Annotated in this window: 18 protein-coding genes and 1 pseudogene; 7 read left to right on the top strand and 12 right to left on the bottom strand. The window is 65.0% G+C overall.

Going from position 1 to position 18,608, the window contains the following annotated elements; translation table 11 throughout:
- The first annotated feature begins 9 nt into the window (after positions 1-9).
- The gene (locus DX905_RS02745; RefSeq protein WP_116089963.1) at positions 10-540 is read left to right on the top strand and encodes a tetratricopeptide repeat protein; all 531 of its coding nucleotides are present in this window, start codon (positions 10-12) and stop codon (positions 538-540) included.
- Between the two features lie 111 nt (positions 541-651).
- On the opposite strand, the gene arsH is transcribed toward DX905_RS02745, so the two are convergent.
- From arsH to DX905_RS02705, 9 genes are all read right to left on the bottom strand, one after another.
- The gene (arsH, locus tag DX905_RS02740) at positions 652-1,392 is read right to left on the bottom strand and encodes an arsenical resistance protein ArsH (RefSeq protein WP_116089962.1); all 741 of its coding nucleotides are present in this window, start codon (positions 1,390-1,392) and stop codon (positions 652-654) included.
- Positions 1,389-1,529 (bottom strand): hypothetical protein, encoded by a 141-nt coding sequence (locus DX905_RS15910; protein WP_162875423.1) that lies wholly within the window; start codon positions 1,527-1,529, stop codon positions 1,389-1,391. The genes arsH and DX905_RS15910 overlap by 4 nt, the downstream gene beginning before the upstream one ends.
- On the bottom strand, positions 1,526-2,194 hold the full coding sequence (locus DX905_RS02735) for an aquaporin (protein WP_116089961.1): 669 nt from the start codon (positions 2,192-2,194) through the stop codon (positions 1,526-1,528). The genes DX905_RS15910 and DX905_RS02735 overlap by 4 nt, the downstream gene beginning before the upstream one ends.
- Positions 2,191-2,622, bottom strand: coding sequence for an arsenate reductase (glutaredoxin) (arsC, locus tag DX905_RS02730; RefSeq protein WP_116089960.1), 432 nt, complete (start codon positions 2,620-2,622; stop codon positions 2,191-2,193). The genes DX905_RS02735 and arsC overlap by 4 nt, the downstream gene beginning before the upstream one ends.
- A gap of 11 nt (positions 2,623-2,633) precedes the next feature.
- On the bottom strand, positions 2,634-2,963 hold the full coding sequence (locus DX905_RS02725; protein ID WP_116089959.1) for an ArsR/SmtB family transcription factor: 330 nt from the start codon (positions 2,961-2,963) through the stop codon (positions 2,634-2,636).
- 373 nt (positions 2,964-3,336) lie between these two features.
- Positions 3,337-4,158: a 16S rRNA (adenine(1518)-N(6)/adenine(1519)-N(6))-dimethyltransferase RsmA gene (rsmA, locus tag DX905_RS02720; protein WP_116089958.1), complete on the bottom strand. Its 822-nt coding sequence runs from the start codon at positions 4,156-4,158 to the stop codon at positions 3,337-3,339.
- Between the two features lie 13 nt (positions 4,159-4,171).
- A complete protein-coding gene (gene pdxA / locus DX905_RS02715) occupies positions 4,172-5,188 on the bottom strand; it encodes a 4-hydroxythreonine-4-phosphate dehydrogenase PdxA (RefSeq protein ID WP_116089957.1) in 1,017 nt (338 codons plus the stop codon).
- Positions 5,166-6,494 (bottom strand): peptidylprolyl isomerase, encoded by a 1,329-nt coding sequence (locus tag DX905_RS02710; RefSeq protein ID WP_116092275.1) that lies wholly within the window; start codon positions 6,492-6,494, stop codon positions 5,166-5,168. The genes pdxA and DX905_RS02710 overlap by 23 nt, the downstream gene beginning before the upstream one ends.
- Positions 6,495-6,570: 76 nt before the next feature.
- Complete coding sequence (locus tag DX905_RS02705) at positions 6,571-8,841, bottom strand: LPS-assembly protein LptD (RefSeq protein WP_116089956.1); 2,271 nt, start codon at positions 8,839-8,841, stop codon at positions 6,571-6,573.
- A gap of 119 nt (positions 8,842-8,960) precedes the next feature.
- On the opposite strand from DX905_RS02705, the gene DX905_RS02700 reads away from it, so the two are divergent.
- The 3 genes from DX905_RS02700 (at position 8,961) to DX905_RS02690 (ending at position 11,749) form a co-directional block, all read left to right on the top strand.
- On the top strand, positions 8,961-10,424 hold the full coding sequence (locus DX905_RS02700) for a leucyl aminopeptidase (protein WP_116089955.1): 1,464 nt from the start codon (positions 8,961-8,963) through the stop codon (positions 10,422-10,424).
- Positions 10,425-10,600: 176 nt separating this feature from the next.
- The gene (ndk, locus tag DX905_RS02695) at positions 10,601-11,023 is read left to right on the top strand and encodes a nucleoside-diphosphate kinase (RefSeq protein WP_116089954.1); all 423 of its coding nucleotides are present in this window, start codon (positions 10,601-10,603) and stop codon (positions 11,021-11,023) included.
- Positions 11,024-11,137: 114 nt separating this feature from the next.
- Positions 11,138-11,749: a TMEM175 family protein gene (locus tag DX905_RS02690; RefSeq protein WP_116089953.1), complete on the top strand. Its 612-nt coding sequence runs from the start codon at positions 11,138-11,140 to the stop codon at positions 11,747-11,749.
- Between the two features lies 1 nt (position 11,750).
- Here the strand turns inward: DX905_RS02690 and DX905_RS02685 are convergent, their stop codons facing one another.
- From DX905_RS02685 to purM, 3 genes and pseudogenes are all read right to left on the bottom strand, one after another.
- Entirely contained in the window at positions 11,751-12,383 is a 633-nt protein-coding gene (locus DX905_RS02685; RefSeq protein WP_116089952.1) for a hypothetical protein, read from the bottom strand.
- Positions 12,380-13,329, bottom strand: a pseudogene (gene purN / locus DX905_RS16205) (phosphoribosylglycinamide formyltransferase). Before purN ends, DX905_RS02685 begins: the two are co-directional and overlap by 4 nt.
- A complete protein-coding gene (gene purM / locus DX905_RS02670) occupies positions 13,322-14,413 on the bottom strand; it encodes a phosphoribosylformylglycinamidine cyclo-ligase (RefSeq protein ID WP_116089949.1) in 1,092 nt (363 codons plus the stop codon). The pseudogene purN and the gene purM overlap by 8 nt, the downstream one beginning before the upstream one ends.
- 60 nt (positions 14,414-14,473) lie before the next feature.
- Between purM and DX905_RS02665 the strand changes: the two genes are divergently transcribed.
- The 3 genes from DX905_RS02665 to DX905_RS02655 are packed head-to-tail and all read left to right on the top strand — an operon-like array spanning position 14,474 to position 18,471.
- Complete coding sequence (locus tag DX905_RS02665) at positions 14,474-15,676, top strand: heavy-metal-associated domain-containing protein (protein ID WP_240320690.1); 1,203 nt, start codon at positions 14,474-14,476, stop codon at positions 15,674-15,676.
- Complete coding sequence (locus DX905_RS02660) at positions 15,673-16,293, top strand: HdaA/DnaA family protein (protein ID WP_116089947.1); 621 nt, start codon at positions 15,673-15,675, stop codon at positions 16,291-16,293. The genes DX905_RS02665 and DX905_RS02660 overlap by 4 nt, the downstream gene beginning before the upstream one ends.
- Before the next feature lie 9 nt (positions 16,294-16,302).
- Positions 16,303-18,471, top strand: coding sequence for an RNA degradosome polyphosphate kinase (locus DX905_RS02655; protein WP_116089946.1), 2,169 nt, complete (start codon positions 16,303-16,305; stop codon positions 18,469-18,471).
- Positions 18,472-18,608: the final 137 nt, after the last annotated feature.

The following is an 18,608-nucleotide window of genomic DNA, read 5'->3' as shown; positions in this document are numbered from 1 at the left end:
GAGTTGTTAATGCGTTTCTCGCCTACCGTGATCGTCCTCGCCCTCAGCCTCGCCACCGTGTCTTCGAGCGGCCTCGGCCAGCGCCGTGATGACCAGATCGATGCGCGCAGCCTGGCCTTGCTTCACCAGGGTGAGGCGTTGCGGGCGTCGGGCAATTTTACGGGCGCCGCCGACATGCTGGAAAGCGCGCTCGCGATCGATCCGCGCAACCGCGCCGCTTATGTCGCGCTCGGGCGGGTCGCGCAGGGGCAGGGCCTGCCAGGCAAGGCGGTGCGCTTCTACCGCGACGCGCTCGCGCTCGATCCCAACGACATCGTCGCCTTGGCCGGGCAGGGCGAGGCGATGGTGCAGAAGGGCGCGGTCGAGCGCGCCCGCGCCAACCTCACGCGCATCCAGCAACTCTGTAAGGGCAGCTGCGCACCGGCCGTCGCGCTGAGCGCTGCGATCGCCAAGGGGCCGCCGCCCGCGATCGTGACCGCGCAGGCGACCACCAAGGTTCCGCCCAAGGGCGAGGAAGACAAGACCCAGAAGCAGCAATAGGCCGGGCAAGCGGGGCCGTTTAAGCGGCCCACCTTGAGCGGCCCGCTGACGGCAGCTCTTAAATCTGCGTCCTGAAGCTCAAATTTTGGCTGCTTCCGCTGCCGGGCTAACTCAGCGGCTTATCGCAACCGCCGCATGATCTTCGGAATGGACAGGGGTGCCAGCCGCCTTTCGCTCCGAAAAGCGGTCGACAAGCTGCGCGGCGTGCGGACGCATCAGCACGGTGATCCGTACCAGTTCCTCCATCACGTCGACGATACGGTCATAATAAGCGGACGACCTCATCCGGCCCGTCTTATCAAATTCTTTGTAGGCCATCGCGACCGACGACTGGTTCGGGATGGTGAACATGCGCATCCAGCGGCCGAGCAGGCGGAGAGCGTTGACCGCGTTGAAGGATTGCGAGCCGCCAGACACTTGCATCACTGCAAGCGTTCGGCCTTGGGTCGGACGCATACCCCTCATTTCAAGCGGTAGGTGGTCGATCTGGGCCTTCATGATGCCGGATACGGCACCATGCCGCTCGGGGCTGCACCAGACATGCCCCTCGGACCATATGGACAGCGCGCGAAGCTCGTGGACGGCGGGATGGTCGTCGCCCGGATACTGGTCGGGCAGCGGCAGATCCGACGGGTCGAAAATGCGCGGCTCCGCCCCGAAAAAGCGAAGCAGGCGCGCGGCTTCCTCAACCGCCAGGCGCGAGAAGGAACGCTCTCGCAGCGATCCGTAAAGCAGCAGGATGCGGGGTGGCGGCTGGTCATCGCCGAGGCCGGTCGCCGGCCGTCGCACCGCGAAGCTGGGGTCAAGCGCCGGCATGTGATCGGGATCGGGCAGGATGCGGACGCGGCTCATCGGAAATCCTTGACGGGGCAGGCGGCGAGTCCGGCGAAACCGACTGGCCGGTCGGTCCAAAAATGCACGGCTTCGAGGCCGAGGCGGATGACATTGCGCGCACCCTGCCGGGCGGGCCAGACCGCGATCCGGCTCATGCCGTCTCGCCGGATGATTCTGAGAAAATCGCGTCGGCGGCTAAATGGGCGGCGACCGCGCCGGTAAGCTGAGCGGCGATGAAGGCTGGGACGCCTACGGGCGCAATGCCGGCGAAGCTGTCGCTCAGCGATCGCGCGATCGTGATCGCCGGGTTGGCGAAGCTCGTCGATGACGTGAACCAGTAGGCGGCCGTGATGTATAGCGCGACGCTGGCCGGGATGCTCGTTGGCCGCGTCTTCTTCGTGCCGAGAATAGTGAGGACGAGACCGAAGGTCGCGACCGCCTCGCCGATCAGCTGTCCGGGACCGTTGCGAACATGGCCCGACAGCTGGATGATCGGCTCGTCGAACATCAGGTGAGTGATCCAGACGCCGAGAATGCCGCCGACCAGCTGAGCCACGACATAGGCAATCGCCGTGGACGTGCGGATGTGCCCGCGCAGCCGCATGATCAGCGTAACGGCCGGGTTCATGTGCGCACCGGATACCGGGCCGAGCATGGCGATGAGGACGAACAGCATCGCGCCGGTTGCCAGCGTGTTGCCAAGGAGCGCGATGGCGACATTCCCGCCGGCAAGCCGCTCGGCCATGATGCCGGAGCCGACGACCGCGGCGAACAGCATGGCGCTACCCGCCCCCTCGGCAAGGATCGCGTGCCGGCTCACGCCGCGGGAATGCGGTGGCCCGCCTCGTCGACGACCTGCTGACCGTCCTCTTTGGCGAGTGCACCGCGCTGCGCATCCGCCAGAATGTCGAGCACGACCTCAGATGGGCGGCAGAGCTTCACGCCGAGCGGTGTCACCACCAGCGGACGGTTGATGAGAATGGGGTGCGCCAGCATCGCGTCGACCAGTGCGTCGTCAGAGAGCGAAGTGTCGTCGAGGCCGAGGTCCGCATAGGGCGTGCCCTTTGCGCGCAGCAGTTCGCGGGGCGTCATGCCGGCGCGCTCGATCATCTCGACGAGAAGCGCGCGGACCGGTGGCGTCTTCAGATATTCGATGATGTGCGGCTCGACGCCCGAGTTGCGGATCAGCGCCAGCACGTTGCGCGATGTGCCACAGTCGGGATTGTGGTAAATGACGATATCGGTCACGGGGCCGTCCTTCAGCAGCAGGCTAGATCGGCGAGCAAGGGCTCGCACAACTCCGCGCGGCCCTGGCAACAATCCTTGGCAAGGAAAGTCATCAGGTCGCGGAGCGCATCGATGTTGGCGCGCTGAATCTGTTGGCGGCCGCTTCGCTCCGCAATCACCAACCCCGATTTCGCGAGCACGGCAAGGTGGGTCGAAAAAGTACTTTGCGTAAGACCGCTCGCCTCGACCAGCGCACCGGTTGGCAAGCCCTTCGGCTCGTGCTGGACAAGCGTGCGAAAAGCGTTGAGCCGGGTTGGGTGGGCCAGAGCCGCCAGCGCGGCGATCGCAGAATCCTGCTTCATACATCGGGATTATCCGATTATTACGCGGCCGGCAAGACTTATCGGTTTATCCCGATACGAGCGATCGGGGGATGGAAATCTGGATTGACAAATGTACGCATAAGACGTACAAGCGCCAAAGGCTTGCGGTCTGCCACTATCGGCCCATTGCTGTGTCCGGCTCTTTCTCAAATTGGTGTGGGTAACGACATCGCAGGGTCGGGCTTCGGCCCGCACGACGTCGCGGCCTGATCCCCGTTGCGTCAGCGGGCATGCGCGGGTCGATGCACGTTCCAAATCATCAAGTTCGTTTCTGGTGTTTTTTATTTTCCCTTCAGGCGAGCGAGGTCCGCCGCCGTTCCGGAAGGCCATGGCGCAGGTCGGCCCGCCCGCGCTAACTCAGCTCTCGCGCGACCGCGACGAAATCGTCCACGCTCAGCGTCTCGGCGCGCCGGGTCGGGTCGATCCCGACTTTTTCCAGCGCCGCCAGGCCACCGGGCAGGCCCTTGAGGCTCTGGCGCAGCATCTTGCGGCGCTGGCCGAAGGCGGCGGCGGTAAGCCGTTCCAGCATGGCGAACCGAACGCCTTCGGGCTGCGCTGCCGGGACGATATGGACCACCGCCGACATCACCTTGGGCGGGGGCACAAACGCCGATCGGTGAACGGGGAGAGCGATCCTGGGCGTCGCGCGCCATTGGGCCAGCACCGCGAGCCGGCCATAATGGTCGCTGTCGGGCGTCGCGACGATCCGCTCGGCGACCTCCTTCTGGAACATCAAGGTCAGCGATCGCCAGAATGGCGGCCAGCTTTCCCCGCTCAGCCAGCGGACCAGCAAGGCAGTGCCGACATTATAGGGCAGGTTGGCGACGATATGCGCGCCATCGCCGACCGTGGCGGCCTCGTCGATCGCAAGCGCGTCGCCCTGGATCACCTCCAGCCGGCCCGGCGCCACCGCGCTCAATTCCGCCAGCGCGGGCAAGCAGCGGCGGTCGCGCTCGACCGCCGTGACATGCGCGCCGGCACCGATCAGCGCGCGCGTCAGGCCGCCTGGCCCGGGCCCGACCTCATAGACGTTGGCACCGTCCAGCGATCCGGGCACGCGCGCGATGCGATCGAGCAACTGGCTGTCGAACAGGAAATTCTGGCCCAGCGACTTTTCGGCGGTGAGCCCATGGCGGGCGATCACCTCGCGCAGCGGCGGCAGGTCAAGCTTCACGACAGGAGCCGCTTCATTGCGCGCGGGCGCGATTCTCCGCGCACTGGCTGGCCAGGCGGATGGCGGCGATCATGGCGCCGGGATCGGCCATATCCTGCCCGGCGATGCCGAAGGCGGTGCCATGATCGGGCGAGGTGCGCACGATCGGCAGGCCGAGCGTGACATTGACGCCCTCGTCGAAATGCAGCGTCTTGAGCGGGATCAATGCCTGGTCATGATACAGGCAAAGCGCGGCATCGTAACGGGCACGCGCGCGCGGATGGAACATCGTGTCGGCGGCAAGGGGCCCCTCGATTTCGATCCCTTCGTCGCGCAGCCGCTGCAAAGCGGGAATGACGATGTCGATCTCCTCGCGTCCCAGCGCGCCGCCTTCGCCGGCATGGGGGTTGAGCCCCGCAATCGCCAGGCGCGGCCGGGCGATCCCAAAATCACGCGCCAAGCCGCGTTCGGTCGTGCGCGCCCGCGACACGATCAGGTCGGCCGAAAGGTGGTCGGGCACCTCCTTGAGCGGGATATGCGTCGTGATCGGAACGGTCCGCAAGCTCGGCCCCGCCAGCATCATCACGACATTTTCGCGCGCCACGCCGCAGCGTTCGGCCACGAATTCCGTCTGGCCGGGGTGGACGAAACCGATGCCATAAAGCTGGGCCTTGGACACCGGGCCGGTAATCAGTCCGGATGCCGCGCCCGACCGGGCCAGTCCGACGGCAAGTTCCAGCGAATCGAGCGAACAGCGCGCCCCGGCGATGTTGGGCTCGCCCGGGATGATCTCGCCCGCATCCTCCAGCTGGATCAGCGGCAGCCCGGTATTGAAGGCGGACGAGGCCTCGAAAGGGTCGGAAATGCGCGCGATCGGCCCGCGCCAAACCGCCTCGATCGAGCGTATGTCGCCAACGACGAAGAACGGCCGCAGACCCTCGGCGACACGTTGCTCCCAAGCCTTGGCGGCGATCTCCGGGCCGACGCCGGCGGGATCGCCGAGCGCCAGCGCCAGCGGCGGCAGCGCCTCAGCGATATTCGATGACGGCATCGCGCCGGATGTCGCGCAGGTAGCGCCGCGCGCGCATGTTGACCCGCTCGTCGGTCATCTGGCTCGAAACCTCTTCAGCCGATGGCACGGTCTTGTCGGCCGGATCGTCGCGTCCGCACAGCACCAGGCTGTGAATACCGCCTTCGGATCCACCGAACGGGGGCGTCGCCTCGCCGATCCGCATGTCGACCAGCAGCGGCTGGAGCTGGGGCGGGAGATCGCGGATCTTGATCTGGTCGCTGTCGACGACGTCCGCCTGCCACTTGGCGGCAAACTCGGTCACCTGGCCGCAGCCCTTGAGCGTCTTCAGATCCTCCGTGAACGCCGTCAGCTTAGGCTGCGCCTGTTCCTTGGCAGTGTTGGCGGGGAAGGTGATCGTCACCTGCTTGAGCGTGACGAGCGCATCGCGCGGATCGGTCGTCAGCACCTGGCGTTTGTCGACCATCGCCAGGATCGAATAGCCGCCGCCAACCGGCAACGGGCCGGCGAGCTGCCCCGGGCCCATTTCCCTGAGCGGGGCGGCGAGCGCGTCGGGAAGCTGTTCGGCACGCACCCAGCCGAGATCGCCGCCGACGGCGGCCGTAGATGCTTCCGAATATTGCCGGGCATAGGCCGGGAAGGAGGCGCCCTGGCGGAGCTGTTCGACGATGCGCTGCGCGTTCGCCAGCACCTGCTGATCCGTCGCCGGCGTCGCCGACAGGAAGATTTCCGAGACGTGATATTCGGGCGCGCCCTTGGACGCCTTCATCCGCGCGATCACCTGGTTGACCTCTTCGTCGCTTACGCTGACGAACGGTTCGACTTCACGGCTGAGCAGGCGCCGCCACGCCATCTCGCCTTCGATCTGTCGCTTGAGCGAGGCCGGGCTCGATCCCATGGCGCGGATCATCTCGGTGAACTGGGCGGGGGTGCGCTTGAACTGGGCGCCGGCGCGGGCAAAGGATTGATCGACTTCGGCTTTGTCGACGGTGATCTTGTTGGCGGCGGCCTCCTGGATCTGCAGCGTCTCGTCGATCAGGTTCGACAAAACCTGCAGCCGCAGTCGCTGCCGCTCCTCGTCGCCGATGCGGCCGCCGCTCGACGCGAGCACAAGCGCGAGGCGCTGGTCGACATCCGTCTCGGTGATGATTGTCCCGTTGACGATTGCCGTCGCCTTGCGGACCGACGGGTCACGCGGCGACAGGACTTTGACATCGTTGGCCAGGCCGAGCGGGTTGAGCGCGGGATCATCCCCCGCCTGTGCCGCGATCATTGCCGGCATTGCCGCCAGCGTCATCCCGGCGAGCAGGATGGCTGCGCGCCTCATCGTCCTTACCTTCACGCCCGCTCCGTCATTTGTCGCTGAGAGAGCCCAAATTGGCCCAATATGGCTGAACCCACGCTTAGCGGCCTATATTCTTCAAGGCCAGCCGCAAGCTGAAGGTGCTGCCGCGGCGGGCATCGCCGGTCGGATCGTAATCCTTGCGCCACGTCACGCCCAGCGACATGCACTCATTCTCGTAGAGCAGGCCGAGGCGGTGGCGCACCGGCTCGTAACCGTCGGCGTTGGAGGTCGGATCGTCCTTGCGGCTGGTAAGATCGATCACGGTCGATCCGAACAGCGACCAATAGCGCGCCAGCTTGAGGCGGGCTGCCAGCCGAATCTCGGAACGGTCGCGCAGATCCTCGATCGAGGTATCGATGTTGCGGTTGAGCTTGAGATAGCCGACCTGGATATAGGTGGCGCGCCCGCCGACCGTGGCGTCGATCTCATGGCGGCGGATCGAAAGATTGTCCTTGTCCAGCCGGAACCGTTCCGTGAGCTCGATGAAGCTGCCGTACCGAACGCTCACCCGCCCGACATAATCGGAGAAACGATCCGACAGGCCGGTGCCTGGCGGCAGCAAAGCGGGTTCGGTGCTGAGCCGATAGCTTTGGCCGACAATCGCCCGAACTTCGAGCTTGGGCCGGTTGTAATTCCATTCGCCGCCGTAGGTGATGCGGCTGGTATCTTCCCACCGATCATAGCCCGACAGCCGATTGAGCGCGAACAGGTTCGAGTCCTCAAGGTCGACCGCGCGCGAATCCTCGTCCGGAATAGCGAGATTTTTCACATGCGGCTCGGCTACGACCTGCACGCGCGGTACGATCTGCTGGGTGCCGCCGAGCAAGCTACCGATGAACGGCCAGCGCATGTCCGCGGCGAGCGCGGCGATGCCCCGTCCATGCCAGCCATCCGTGCCGCGGTAGAGCGCGGTCGCGGTCGCGAGGCTTTCGTCCGTATGATAGACGTCCGCCCGGCCATAAGCCGTGAACGTGATTTCCTGCCCGATCGGCGTCAGCTTGCGCAGGTCCCAGCGCAGGCCGGCAAAGGCGCGCTGCGTGTCCTGACCCTCGGTTCTGGTCAGTGCCAGGCTGTTGAGCTGGGCCGTGAACGTGCCGCCCAGCCACGGATCGGCGAAGCGGCGGCGATAATCGATCTCCGGCAGCGCGATCGGCTGCTGGCCTTGCGCGAAACCCGGGCGCAGTTCCTGCACGAACCAGCCCGCCACCGACAGATAGGAATCATTGTCGATCCGCTCCGCCTTGAGGGTCGAGCGCAGGCGATCGTCGTTCGAAATATCGTAACGCTTCATGAAAGTGCGGTCGCTCGCCAGCCGTACCGCGCCATGGACGGTCCAGTTGGGCCCGAACTGCCAGGTGCCGTTGGCGTCCACATAGCCCCGGAAACCTTCGTCCTTGTCCTCCGTCGTCAGCGGATTGACGCTCGCCGGCAGGCGCGAGCCATAGGTGCCCATCGCTTCCACCTGATAGGCGCCGTTCCCGGTCAGCGCGCGATACTGGCTTTCGATCGCGGGCAGCACCTTGGTGTAGAAATGCGGCGTAATCGTCAGGTCGCGGTTCGGCGCGATCTGGAAATAATAAGGCAAGTCCAGCTCGAAGCCGTTGCGCTTGCTCACCTGCAAATTGGGCAGGAGCACGCCCGATCCGCCCTGTCCGGTATCTGAGCCGTCCGGGTGCGAGAAGGCCGGCAAGGCGAGCACGGTCACGCCGAACAGCGAGAAGCGCGCGTCGCGATAGGAAATGCGGTGTTTGCCTTCATCGACGATCACGCGCACCGCGGTGATCTGCCAGGACGGCCGCTTCGGGCAACCATCCCTGCCTTCGACGGTGCAGGGCGTGTAGGCCGCGTGGTCCAGGACAGTGCGATCGCCCTTGCGTTCGCCATGCTTCGCCGCGAGGCGCCCGCCATTGGCGAGTACGAGCAACATGTTGTCGGCAACGCCGTCATGCATGTCGTCGGTCAGCGTGACGTTATCGCCATACGCAGTGTCGCCATTGGCGTTGACCACGGCGACATTGCCGATCGCTCGCATTTCTCCCGTCTGGCGGTTCCACGTCACCTTATCCGCGCGCAGCCGACCGCCGTTACGGAACATGCGCACGTCGCCGGTCGCGGTGACGATGTCGGCATTGTCGTCATAATCGAGCTGCGCGGCGGAGAAGGTCACATCATCCGCCGGCGCGTTTGCTGCCGCCGCGCTTGGCGGCGGGGGCGGTACGGCGGGCGTAGTCAGGTCCTGCGCAGACGCCGCCGCGGCCAGGGCCACGGCAACCGCCGCGGTTGAGGCGCGCACGGCAATCGTTCGTCCCCAAATAGTGCGCCGCTGCATGGGGCCGCGCCCTATCGCAGCGCTTGCCTCGCGGCAATCGCCCACGCCTTCGCTTTGTCGCCTTTGACAGGGAGGGGGAGCGGCCTAATAGGCGGCATCCAGTTCGAAAGGCGCTTTCCTTGCTTAGTATCTCGTTTCGAGCCGACCGGCCGTCAGACGCACAATCGCTTGCCCTCCCCATTGCCAAGGGAGAAGCGGTCGAGGGGCACGTACCCGCAGAGATCGGCGCCGTCGCGGCGGCTGCAGCGGCCAATTTCACCGGCGATCCGGGCGCGATCGTTGAGCTTCATGCCAGCGTCGACAATGCGGTCCGTCGCATCCTGCTGGTCGGCATCGGGGCGGATCGCGCGGCGGCCAAGGCCGGCAGTGCCCTCGTCGCCCGGCTGCTCACCTCTGGCGAGAAGCGTCTCGTCGTCGACGTGACTGGCATCGAGTCGGCGCAGCGCGCGGACTTCGCCGCCGCGTTGGCGCAGGCTGCCATGCTGCGTAGCTGGCGCTTCGATATTTACCGCACCAAGCTTCCCGCCAAGCAGAAACCGACGCTGGAGTCGGTCGAGATCGTGGTCGGCGATGCGCTGGCCGCGACCGAGGCGGCCTGGACACCGCTCAAGGCGGTCGCCGAAGGCGCAGCTTTCACCCGCACACTCGTCGCCGAGCCCGCCAACATCCTCTATCCGGAGAGCTTCGTCGAGCGCTGCCAGGAACTGGCTGCTCTGGGCGTGGAGATCGAGGTGCTGGACGAAGCCGCGATGCGCGAGCTCGGCATGGGCGCCTTGCTCGGCGTCTCGCAGGGCTCGGAGCGCGAAGCGCGGCTGTTGTGCATGAAGTGGGATGGCACCGGCGGCACCGCCGAGCCGGTCGCGTTCGTCGGCAAGGGCGTGACGTTCGACACTGGCGGCATCAGTCTCAAGCCCGGTCCCGGCATGGAAGACATGAAGTGGGACATGGGCGGGGCGGGGGCCGTCGCCGGCACGATGAAGGCGCTCGCCACCCGCAAGGCCAAGGCGCACATCATCGCGGTTTGTGGACTCGTCGAGAACATGCCCGACGGCAAGGCGCAGCGCCCGGGCGATGTCGTGACCTCCGGCTCGGGTCAGACGATCGAGATCCTCAACACCGATGCCGAAGGCCGGCTGGTGCTGTGCGATGCGATCTGGTGGGTCCAGCAAAAATATCACCCCAAGACGATCATCGATCTCGCGACGCTCACCGGCGCGATGATCATCAGCCTCGGCCATGAGCATGGCGGCATCTTCTCGAATGATGACGGGTTGGCCGATCAGATCCTGGCGGCGGGCAGGGCAGTCGATGAGAAATTGTGGCGGATGCCGATGGGCGAGGTCTACGACAAATTGATCGACTCACCCATTGCCGACATGAAGAATATCGGCCCGCGCGAAGGTGGGTCCATCACCGCCGCCCAGTTTATCGCGCGCTTTGTCGACGAGGGCGTGAAATGGGCGCATCTGGACATTGCCGGCATGGTGTGGGCCGCCAAGCCCGGCACGATGTGGGAGAAGGGCGCGACCGGTTATGGTGTGCGCCTGCTCGATCAATGGGTGAAGGACGTGCTGGAAGGCTGAGGCGTGCGAAATCTAAATTGTTTCGCTGCGCTCTGATGACAGCTGGGTCAGCCGTGCGGGCCGTATAGCGGCGAAGCAATCCAGGTCTTGCTGCAGTACGGGTTGCAACCACGAAGCGGGGTAGCTAGAGGCGCCGCCAATCCCCGCAACCAAAAGCATGGAGCAATGGCATCGCCATGGCGACGACCCGTACCTTCTCGATCATCAAGCCCGACGCCACGCGTCGCAACATTACCGGCGCCGTCACCAAGATGCTGGAGGAGGCCGGCCTGCGCGTCGTTGCGTCCAAGCGCATTCAGATGACGCAGGAGCAGGCCGAGGGCTTCTACGGCGTCCATCGCGAGCGCCCCTTCTTTGGTGACCTCGTCAGCTTCATGATCTCCGGCCCGGTCGTCGTCCAGGTGCTCGAGGGCGAGGATGCGGTGAAGCGCAACCGCGACATCATGGGCGCGACCAATCCCGCCAACGCCGATGCCGGCACGATCCGCAAGGAACTGGCGGAATCGATCGAGGCTAACACCGTCCACGGCTCGGACAGCGACGAGAACGCGGCGATCGAGATCGCCTATTTCTTCAAGCCGGAAGAGATTGTCGGCTAACCTCGCCGACCGGTAAATAGAGCGAGAAGGGCTCGCCGGGAGGCGGGCCCTTTTGCGTTGTGCGGGTTGATTTGCCGCAGACCTCGGCTAGCCTCGGCCTCCAAGGGGGCCACTATGCGCGAAGACAAGCTTCTCGAACGTTTTGTTTTCTTCTCCGACGCCGTCTTCGCCATCGCGATCACCCTGCTGATCGTCGAAATCCATGTGCCGCACATCGCGCGCGCGCCGACAGAGGTGCATGACGCGCTTCAGGCATTGGCCAACAACCTGCCCAATTTCATCGGCTTCGGGGTCAGTTTCGCCGTGATCGGGGCGTTCTGGGCGATGCATCATCGCGTGTTCGGATTGCTTGCCCGACACGATCAGTCGTTCGTATGGCCTAACCTGATCCTGCTGATGGCGATTGCCTTCCTGCCATTCTCGACCGCGTTCATGAGCGAGAATACCAATCAAGTCGTGCCGCACCTCTTCTATCTGATATCGCTGTTGATCGCGGGGCTGCTTCAGGCCAGCCTTGTTCGCCGCGCATTGCGGCCGCAATATCTGACGGCGGGCGTAGATCCGGGAGCGGTGACCGCGATCCGTACGCGCGTCTGGGCACTGCCGATCGTATCGGTGATCGGCATGATCGTCTGCCTCATGACCAGGCCGGCTTATTCCATCCTGGTGTTGCTGACCCTGCCGATTGCAGTCCGCCTGCTCATCCGCTGGAGCAGGCGCCGCTAGCTTATTTCTTCGGTGCCATCCGTGTCGCCCACACGGCGTCGATCCGCTTCTGACCCGCGTCGATGCTGGCCACCGCGCGGGTGCGCGACAACCCGCGCAAATGCACATCGGTGCCCCCCAGGAAGCTGTGGCTGGTAGCATAGCCCACTTCATAGATGGCGCGGTCGGTGTGTGGGTCTCCGTCGGTGAGATAATGGGTTTCGATCAGCACCGGGAGGCGCGCGTCGCCGGGTGCGTCCTCCGCGCCTGCTGCCTTGCGCGCACTGACCAGCGCGCTTTCGAACCAATTCTTCTCGATCCGCGTATCGCTGCTGGTTTCCGCGGGCGATATGCCGAGCTTCGTCGGGAAACGGATCGTCTGGCTTTGGATCGCCTGCTCGTCGGCACGCGGTGCAAGCGCGAGCACCCGCCCGTCCTTATCGGGCGTCGCCTTGAGGATCATCAGCGTCGCTTTCTTAGCCGACTGCGCGGTTTCGGCCGCGTGCTGCGCCTCGGCGTTGGTGCGTTCGCGATAGCTGTTCCAGAAGGTCAGCCCCGAGATCGCGACCGCCAGGATCGCAATCACCTCGCCCAGGTTCAGCAGGCGGCGGCGGACGCGTGCGGCTTCCGCGCGTTCGGTCGGGGTCTCGGTCATGGTTTACGCTCCTCCAGCACTTTGCGCGGTGCGACCATCCGCCAGCTCGTCTCGACGCGGTCGGCGATATGGTCCCAGTCCACATCGGGCTTGTCCACCCGCACGCCGATCCAGCCGGCATGACCGAAATAAGCGGGACGGAAATAGGTTTCGGCATCGGCCTCGATCAGCATGTCCTGCTCTTCCGCCCCGCTCGTCTTGACCAAGACCGCGCTCGTGCCGTCGCCATGATGATCGTGCGTGTACCAGGCAAAGGTCTTGCCCTTGTCGATGAAGAAGCAGGGCATGCCGTGCGACAGCTTTTCCGCGGCGCGTGGCAGCGCGAATGCGATCGCCCGTAGGCGCGCAATATCGCCCTCGGGGTCGGGGCTCATCCACGCACCAGTTTCGCTAATGCCGCAGGGTAGAGCTTATGCTCCTCGACCAAGACACGCTGCGCGAGCGTTTCGGCGTCGTCGCCCTCGAGGATCGGCACCTCGGCCTGCGCCAGGATCGGCCCATCGTCGAGCTCGGCCGTCACCAGGTGCACGGTGCAGCCGTGCCTGACGTCGCCGGCATCGAGTGCGCGCTGATGCGTGTCGAGGCCTTTATAGGCCGGCAGCAGGGAAGGGTGGATGTTGACCATGCGGCCTGCCCATTTCTCGACGAAGCCTGGGGACAGCAGGCGCATATAGCCCGCGAGCGCGACATATTCGACGCCCGCGCCGCGCAATGCTCGATCGATTAGGGCGTCGAAGTCCGCCCGTTTCATGCCGACATGGCTGAGGGCGAACGTCGCGATGCCGTTGGCTCTGGCGTAATCGAGACCCGGCGCATCAGGCACGTTCGAGGCCACCAATGCTACTTCATAGGGACAATCCGGCGCGCGCGCGGCTTCGACCAGCGCTGCCATATTGGATCCTCGTCCTGAGATGAGCACACCGATCTTGGCGCGCCTCTCAGCCATTGTGCGTGGCCGACCAATCCGACCGCGCGCTCCAGCTTCCCGCCGAACCGTGGACGGTGCAGCCGCGCGGGCCGGTCGCGATCGCGCCGATCTCGAACACTGTCTCACCGGCAGCTTGAAGCGCGGCGGTAACCTCGCCGACGTCCGTCGCGCGCATGGCTGCGACCATGCCGATTCCGCAATTGAACGTCCGCGCCATTTCCTCGGGCTCGATCGCACCTTGCGCCTGCAGGAAAGCCATTAGCCGCGGCTGGGGCCAGCGATCGGCGTCAACGGTGGCGTGGAGGTCTTCGGGCAAGACGCGCGGGATATTCTCGAGCAGGCCGCCGCCGGTAATGTGCGCGAGTGCACTGATCTTGCCGGCACGGACCAGGGGCAGCAGCGAACGGACATAGATTCGCGTCGGCTCCATCAATATATCGATCAGCAGCCGGTCCTGGTCGAACAAAGCCGGGCGATCCAGCCTCCAGCCCTTGTCCGCCGCCAAGCGCCGCACCAGCGAATAGCCGTTCGAGTGAACCCCCGACGAAGCCAGGCCGAGCAGGACGTCTCCGGCTTCCACCCTCGTGCCGGTCAGCGCCTGCGCGCGCTCGACCGCACCGACCGAGAAGCCGGCGAGATCATAATCGCCCTCGGCATACATGCCCGGCATTTCCGCGGTTTCGCCGCCGATCAGTGCGCAACCGGCGATCTGGCAGCCCTTGGCGATGCCTGCGATTACCTGCTCCGCCACGCCGGTATCGAGCTTGCCGGTCGCAAAATAATCCAGGAAAAATAATGGTTCGGCGCCCTGTACGATGAGATCGTTGACGCACATCGCGACCAGATCGATCCCGACCGTGTCGTGACGGCCGCTGTCGATTGCGAGCTTGAGCTTGGTGCCGACGCCGTCATTCGCCGCCACCAGCAAGGGATCGTCATAGCCGGCGGCCTTGAGATCGAAGAAGCCACCGAAGCCGCCGATCTCGGCGTCGGCTCCGGGGCGCCTGGTGGCGCGCACCAATGGTTTGATCGCATTGACCAGCGCATTGCCCGCCGCGATCGAGACGCCGGCCTTGGCGTAGCTGTAGGATTCCCCGCTCATGGTCCGCGCCTATCCACATCGCGCTTGGAAATCCACGGGGCTTTCGCCACAAGGCCAACCGTGACGCCCGTTCGCCGCATTTCCCTGATCGTCGGAGCCATGGCCGTGCTGGGCCTGGGCGGGCTCGCGCTGGCGCAGATTGAGGGCAATGATCGCGGCGTCAGGCCGATCGACAATAGCGCCAATTATGAAATCGCCGACGTCGCGGTCGACGTCTCGGCCAAAACCGCACAGGAGGCGCGCAACTTCGGCTGGCGCCTCGCGCAGCGCCGTGCGTGGAAATTACTGTGGGCACGGGTCAACAACCAGCCGGTCGAGGCGGCTCCCAATCTCTCGGACGGTGCGCTCGATTCGATCGTCGCGGGCATTTCGGTCGGCGACGAGCAGATCGGCGCACACCGCTACATTGCCCGGCTCGGCGTATTGTTCGACCGCAGCCGCTCGGCCCAACTGCTCGGCCGGGCTGAAGCCGGCGCGCGCTCGCCGCCAATGCTCGTTATCCCGGTGATGTGGTCGGGCGGCGCGCCGCAAAGCTTCGAACACCGCACCGAATGGCAGAAGGCATGGGCACGCTTCCGTTCGGGCGGCAGTCCGATCGATTATGTGCGCCCGGTCGGCACCGGCCTCGATCCACTGCTGCTCAACGTGGCACAGACCGGTCGGCCGGGGCGCGCTCTGTGGCGCAACCTGCTCGATCAATATGGCGCGTCCGACATCGTCGTCCCGATTGTCCAACTCGTTCGTCATTATCCCGGTGGGCCGGTGTTGGCGCATTTCACGGCATTGCACGGGCCGGATGGCGAGGTGATCACGCGTTTCGATCTGACCGCCGCTGATGGAGATCAGCTCGCCCGGATGCTGGACGAGGGTGTGCGGCGGATCGACGAGGCTTATGGGCAAGCGTTACGCGAAGGGCGGCTGCAGACCGACAGCTCGCTGGTGATCGAGCCGGTGGCAGTGCCCGATCTGCCGGAAGAGGCGGCAGTGGAAAGCGAATCGGCGCTGGCGTTGCCGGGTGCAGCCTCGACCTTCCTCGTCCAGGTCGACACGCCTGACGATCCCGCTTTGGTCCAGGCGCAGGCAAGTTTGCGCGCGCTCCCCGGCGTCCGGTCGATAACGACCGACAGCGTCGCGCTCGGCGGCGTCTCGATCATACGCGTGGCCTATGACGGCGATCCGCAGGTCTTCCGCATCGCGCTCACCGGTGCCGGCTATACCGTGCAGGACACCGGCGGGGGCCTGCGGATCACCAGGCCGCGATGAGCCAGATCGCCCTGCCGCTCGATTGGCCGGCAGGCGACACCGAGCAGGATTATCTCGTGTCCGCGGCTAACCAGCCGCTGATCCGTCATTTCGAACATTGGTCGCTGTGGCCGGTCATGGCCACGATCCTGACTGGTCCGCGTAAGTCGGGACGCTCGCTGTTGGGGCGGATCTTCGCCGCCAAGAGCGGCGGCGAACTGATCGACAATGCCGAGGCCGCCAACGAGGAAGCGATCTTTCACGCCTGGAATCGCGCGCAGGAGCGGCGGCGCCCGCTTATCCTGATCGTGGACGCACCGCCGCCGACCTGGCGGGTGAAGCTGCCCGATCTGCGCTCCCGCCTGTCGGCGACACCGGTGGTCCGGATCGAGGAGCCCGACGATGTGCTCGCCGCTCAGCTGATCGAGAAACTGTGCCACGCGCGCGGTCTGGCCGCGCCGCCGGAGCTGATCCGCTATCTAGTCCCCCGTATCGAGCGCTCCTATCTCGGCGTCCACCGTGCGATCGACGCGCTCGACGAGCTTGCTTACGCCCAGCGTCAGCGCCTGACCGTCCCATTGGCCCGCCGTGCGCTCACGGCACTCGGAGTCATCGACGAGTCACAAATGGGGGCGTAAGCTTTCCCGATGGACCAACCGAGCCCAGCCCCCCAATCGGACGATGAACTCGTCGAAAGCACGGTCGAACGGATCGCGCCGGCCGATCGTTATTTCAATCGCGAGCTGAGCTGGATCGCCTTCAACCAGCGTGTGCTCGACGAAGCCTGCAATCCCGCGCACCCCTTGCTGGAGCGGGTCCGCTTCCTGTCCATCTCGGGCAACAACCTCGATGAATTCTTCATGGTGCGCGTCGCCGGCCTCAAGGGCCAGCAATTGCAGGCGATCGAGGATCGCTCGCCGGACGGGCTAACCACCGGCCAGCAACTCACCGCCATCGCCCAGCGCGCGGACGAGCTGACCGACGTCCAGCAAAAGGTGTGGTTGGTCCTGCGCGAGCAGCTCGCGAAAGCCGGCATCGCAATATTGGATGGCGACGAGATTCAGGGCGATGTCGCACAATGGTGCGAGGAGCATTTCCGTCAGCAGATCTTCCCGGTCCTGACTCCGCAGGCACTCGATCCCGCGCATCCCTTCCCGTTCATCCCGAACAAGGGCTTCACGCTCCTGTTCGATCTCAAGCGCCTGTCGGACGGCGAGCCGACGCAGGAGTTGGTGATGTTGCCGGCGACGCTCAAGCGGTTCGTGCGGCTGCCCGGTACGCGTGCACGCTACGTCTCGATCGAAACGCTGATCCGGCGTTTTACCGGCGTGTTGTTTCCAGGCTATGAGGTACTCAGCGATACCGCCTTTCGCGTTATCCGCGACAGCGACATTGAGATTGAGGAAGAGGCCGAGGATCTCGTCCGCTTCTTCCGCTCGGCGATCAAACGCCGCCGCAAGGGGCGCATCATCCGACTCGAGCCCACTCCCAACATGCCGAAGGCGCTCGCGCGCCTGGTCAAGGAGGAGATTGGCGGATCGGAAGATGTGATCGTCGACACGCAGGAATTCCTTGCGGTCAACGATCTCGCCGAACTGGTCGACGAGGACCGTCCCGATCTCAAGTTCACGCCCTTTACGGCACGCTTTCCGGAACGGATCCGCGAACATGGCGGCGATTGCTTCGCCGCCATCCGTTCCAAGGACATCGTCGTCCACCACCCGTATGAATCGTTCGACGTGGTGCTCGCCTTCCTCAAGCAGGCGGCGGCGGATCCCGATGTGGTCGCGATCAAGCAGACGCTCTATCGCGCCGGCAAGCAATCCGCCGTCATCCGTGCGCTGATCGACGCGGCCGACGCCGGCAAATCGGTCACCGCCGTGATCGAGCTCAAGGCGCGCTTCGACGAGGAGCAGAATATCAACTGGGCGGCCGAGCTCGAGCGCGCCGGCGTCCAGGTCGTCTACGGCTTCATCGACTGGAAGACCCACGCCAAGGTTTCGATGGTCGTGCGGCGCGAGGGCGATGCGTTTCGCAGCTACTGCCATTTCGGAACGGGCAATTATCACCCGATCACGGCGCGTATCTATACCGACCTCAGCTTCTTCACGGCCGATCCCCGCGCCGGGCGCGATGCCGCGAAATTGTTCAATTATATTACCGGCTATGTCGAACCGGCCGATTTGGAACTGCTGGCATTGTCGCCGCTCGGCCTGCGTGAGAAATTGGGCGACCTGATCGATGGCGAGATCGATCATGCCCGGGCCGGACGTCCCGCCTCGATCTGGGCCAAGGTCAACAGCCTCGTCGACCCCGCGATCATCGAGAAGCTTTATCGCGCCAGCGCCGCCGGCGTGGAGATCGATCTGGTGGTACGCGGCATCTGCTGCCTGCGGCCCGGCGTGGTAGGCCTGTCCGAAAACATCCGCGTGAAATCCATCGTCGGCCGCTTTCTCGAGCACAGCCGTATCATCGCGTTCGGCAATGGCGAGGAATTACCGGGCCCCAACGCGAAGGTCTTCATCTCCTCCGCCGACTGGATGACACGCAATTTCGATCGCCGCGTCGAATATCTCATGCCGATCGAAAATCCGACCGTGCACGCTCAGATCCTCAACCAGGTTATGGTCGCCAATCTGATCGACGACGAGCAGAGCTGGCGCCTGCTGCCGGACGGAAATTATGAGCGGCTGGCGCCCGGCAAACGCCCGTTCAATCTCCATCGTTACTTCATGACCAACCCGTCGCTGTCCGGCCGCGGCGCCGCGCTCAAGGGCGCCGGCTCGGTCCCACGGCTGACTTTCAAGCGCGGGTAACGGCCTGACCGCACGGGCCTGGATTGCTTCGCTACGCTCGCAATGACAGATAAGAGAAATGGGTCATTGCGAGGCGCGCAGCGGCGAAGCAATCCAGGCCGGTGCGGCGGTTCGCAGACGGTGATCGAGATGGCGTC

It is taken from the genome of Sphingomonas crusticola (assembly GCF_003391115.1).
In the GTDB taxonomy this organism is placed as follows: Bacteria; Pseudomonadota; Alphaproteobacteria; order Sphingomonadales; family Sphingomonadaceae; genus Sphingomonas_I; species Sphingomonas_I crusticola.
The sequence above is the reverse complement of the archived record's forward strand: the minus strand, read 5'-3'. Positions and strand labels throughout refer to the sequence as shown.

Bases quoted from the DNA above. Each gene is read 5' to 3' on its own strand.
- arsH (WP_116089962.1), bottom strand. From the start codon at position 1,392: ATGAGCCGCGTCCGCATCCTGCCCGATCCCGATCACATGCCGGCGCTT.
- pdxA (WP_116089957.1), bottom strand. From the start codon at position 5,188: ATGCCGTCATCGAATATCGCTGAGGCGCTGCCGCCGCTGGCGCTGGCG.
- DX905_RS02685 (WP_116089952.1), bottom strand. From the start codon at position 12,383: ATGACCGAGACCCCGACCGAACGCGCGGAAGCCGCACGCGTCCGCCGC.
- purM (WP_116089949.1), bottom strand. From the start codon at position 14,413: ATGAGCGGGGAATCCTACAGCTACGCCAAGGCCGGCGTCTCGATCGCG.
- DX905_RS02710 (WP_116092275.1), bottom strand. From the start codon at position 6,494: ATGAGGCGCGCAGCCATCCTGCTCGCCGGGATGACGCTGGCGGCAATG.
- DX905_RS02660 (WP_116089947.1), top strand. From the start codon at position 15,673: ATGAGCCAGATCGCCCTGCCGCTCGATTGGCCGGCAGGCGACACCGAG.
- ndk (WP_116089954.1), top strand. From the start codon at position 10,601: ATGGCGACGACCCGTACCTTCTCGATCATCAAGCCCGACGCCACGCGT.
- DX905_RS02725 (WP_116089959.1), bottom strand. From the start codon at position 2,963: ATGAAGCAGGATTCTGCGATCGCCGCGCTGGCGGCTCTGGCCCACCCA.
- DX905_RS02655 (WP_116089946.1), top strand. From the start codon at position 16,303: ATGGACCAACCGAGCCCAGCCCCCCAATCGGACGATGAACTCGTCGAA.
- DX905_RS02705 (WP_116089956.1), bottom strand. From the start codon at position 8,841: ATGCAGCGGCGCACTATTTGGGGACGAACGATTGCCGTGCGCGCCTCA.
- DX905_RS02745 (WP_116089963.1), top strand. From the start codon at position 10: ATGCGTTTCTCGCCTACCGTGATCGTCCTCGCCCTCAGCCTCGCCACC.
- DX905_RS15910 (WP_162875423.1), bottom strand. From the start codon at position 1,529: ATGAGCCGGATCGCGGTCTGGCCCGCCCGGCAGGGTGCGCGCAATGTC.
- DX905_RS02690 (WP_116089953.1), top strand. From the start codon at position 11,138: ATGCGCGAAGACAAGCTTCTCGAACGTTTTGTTTTCTTCTCCGACGCC.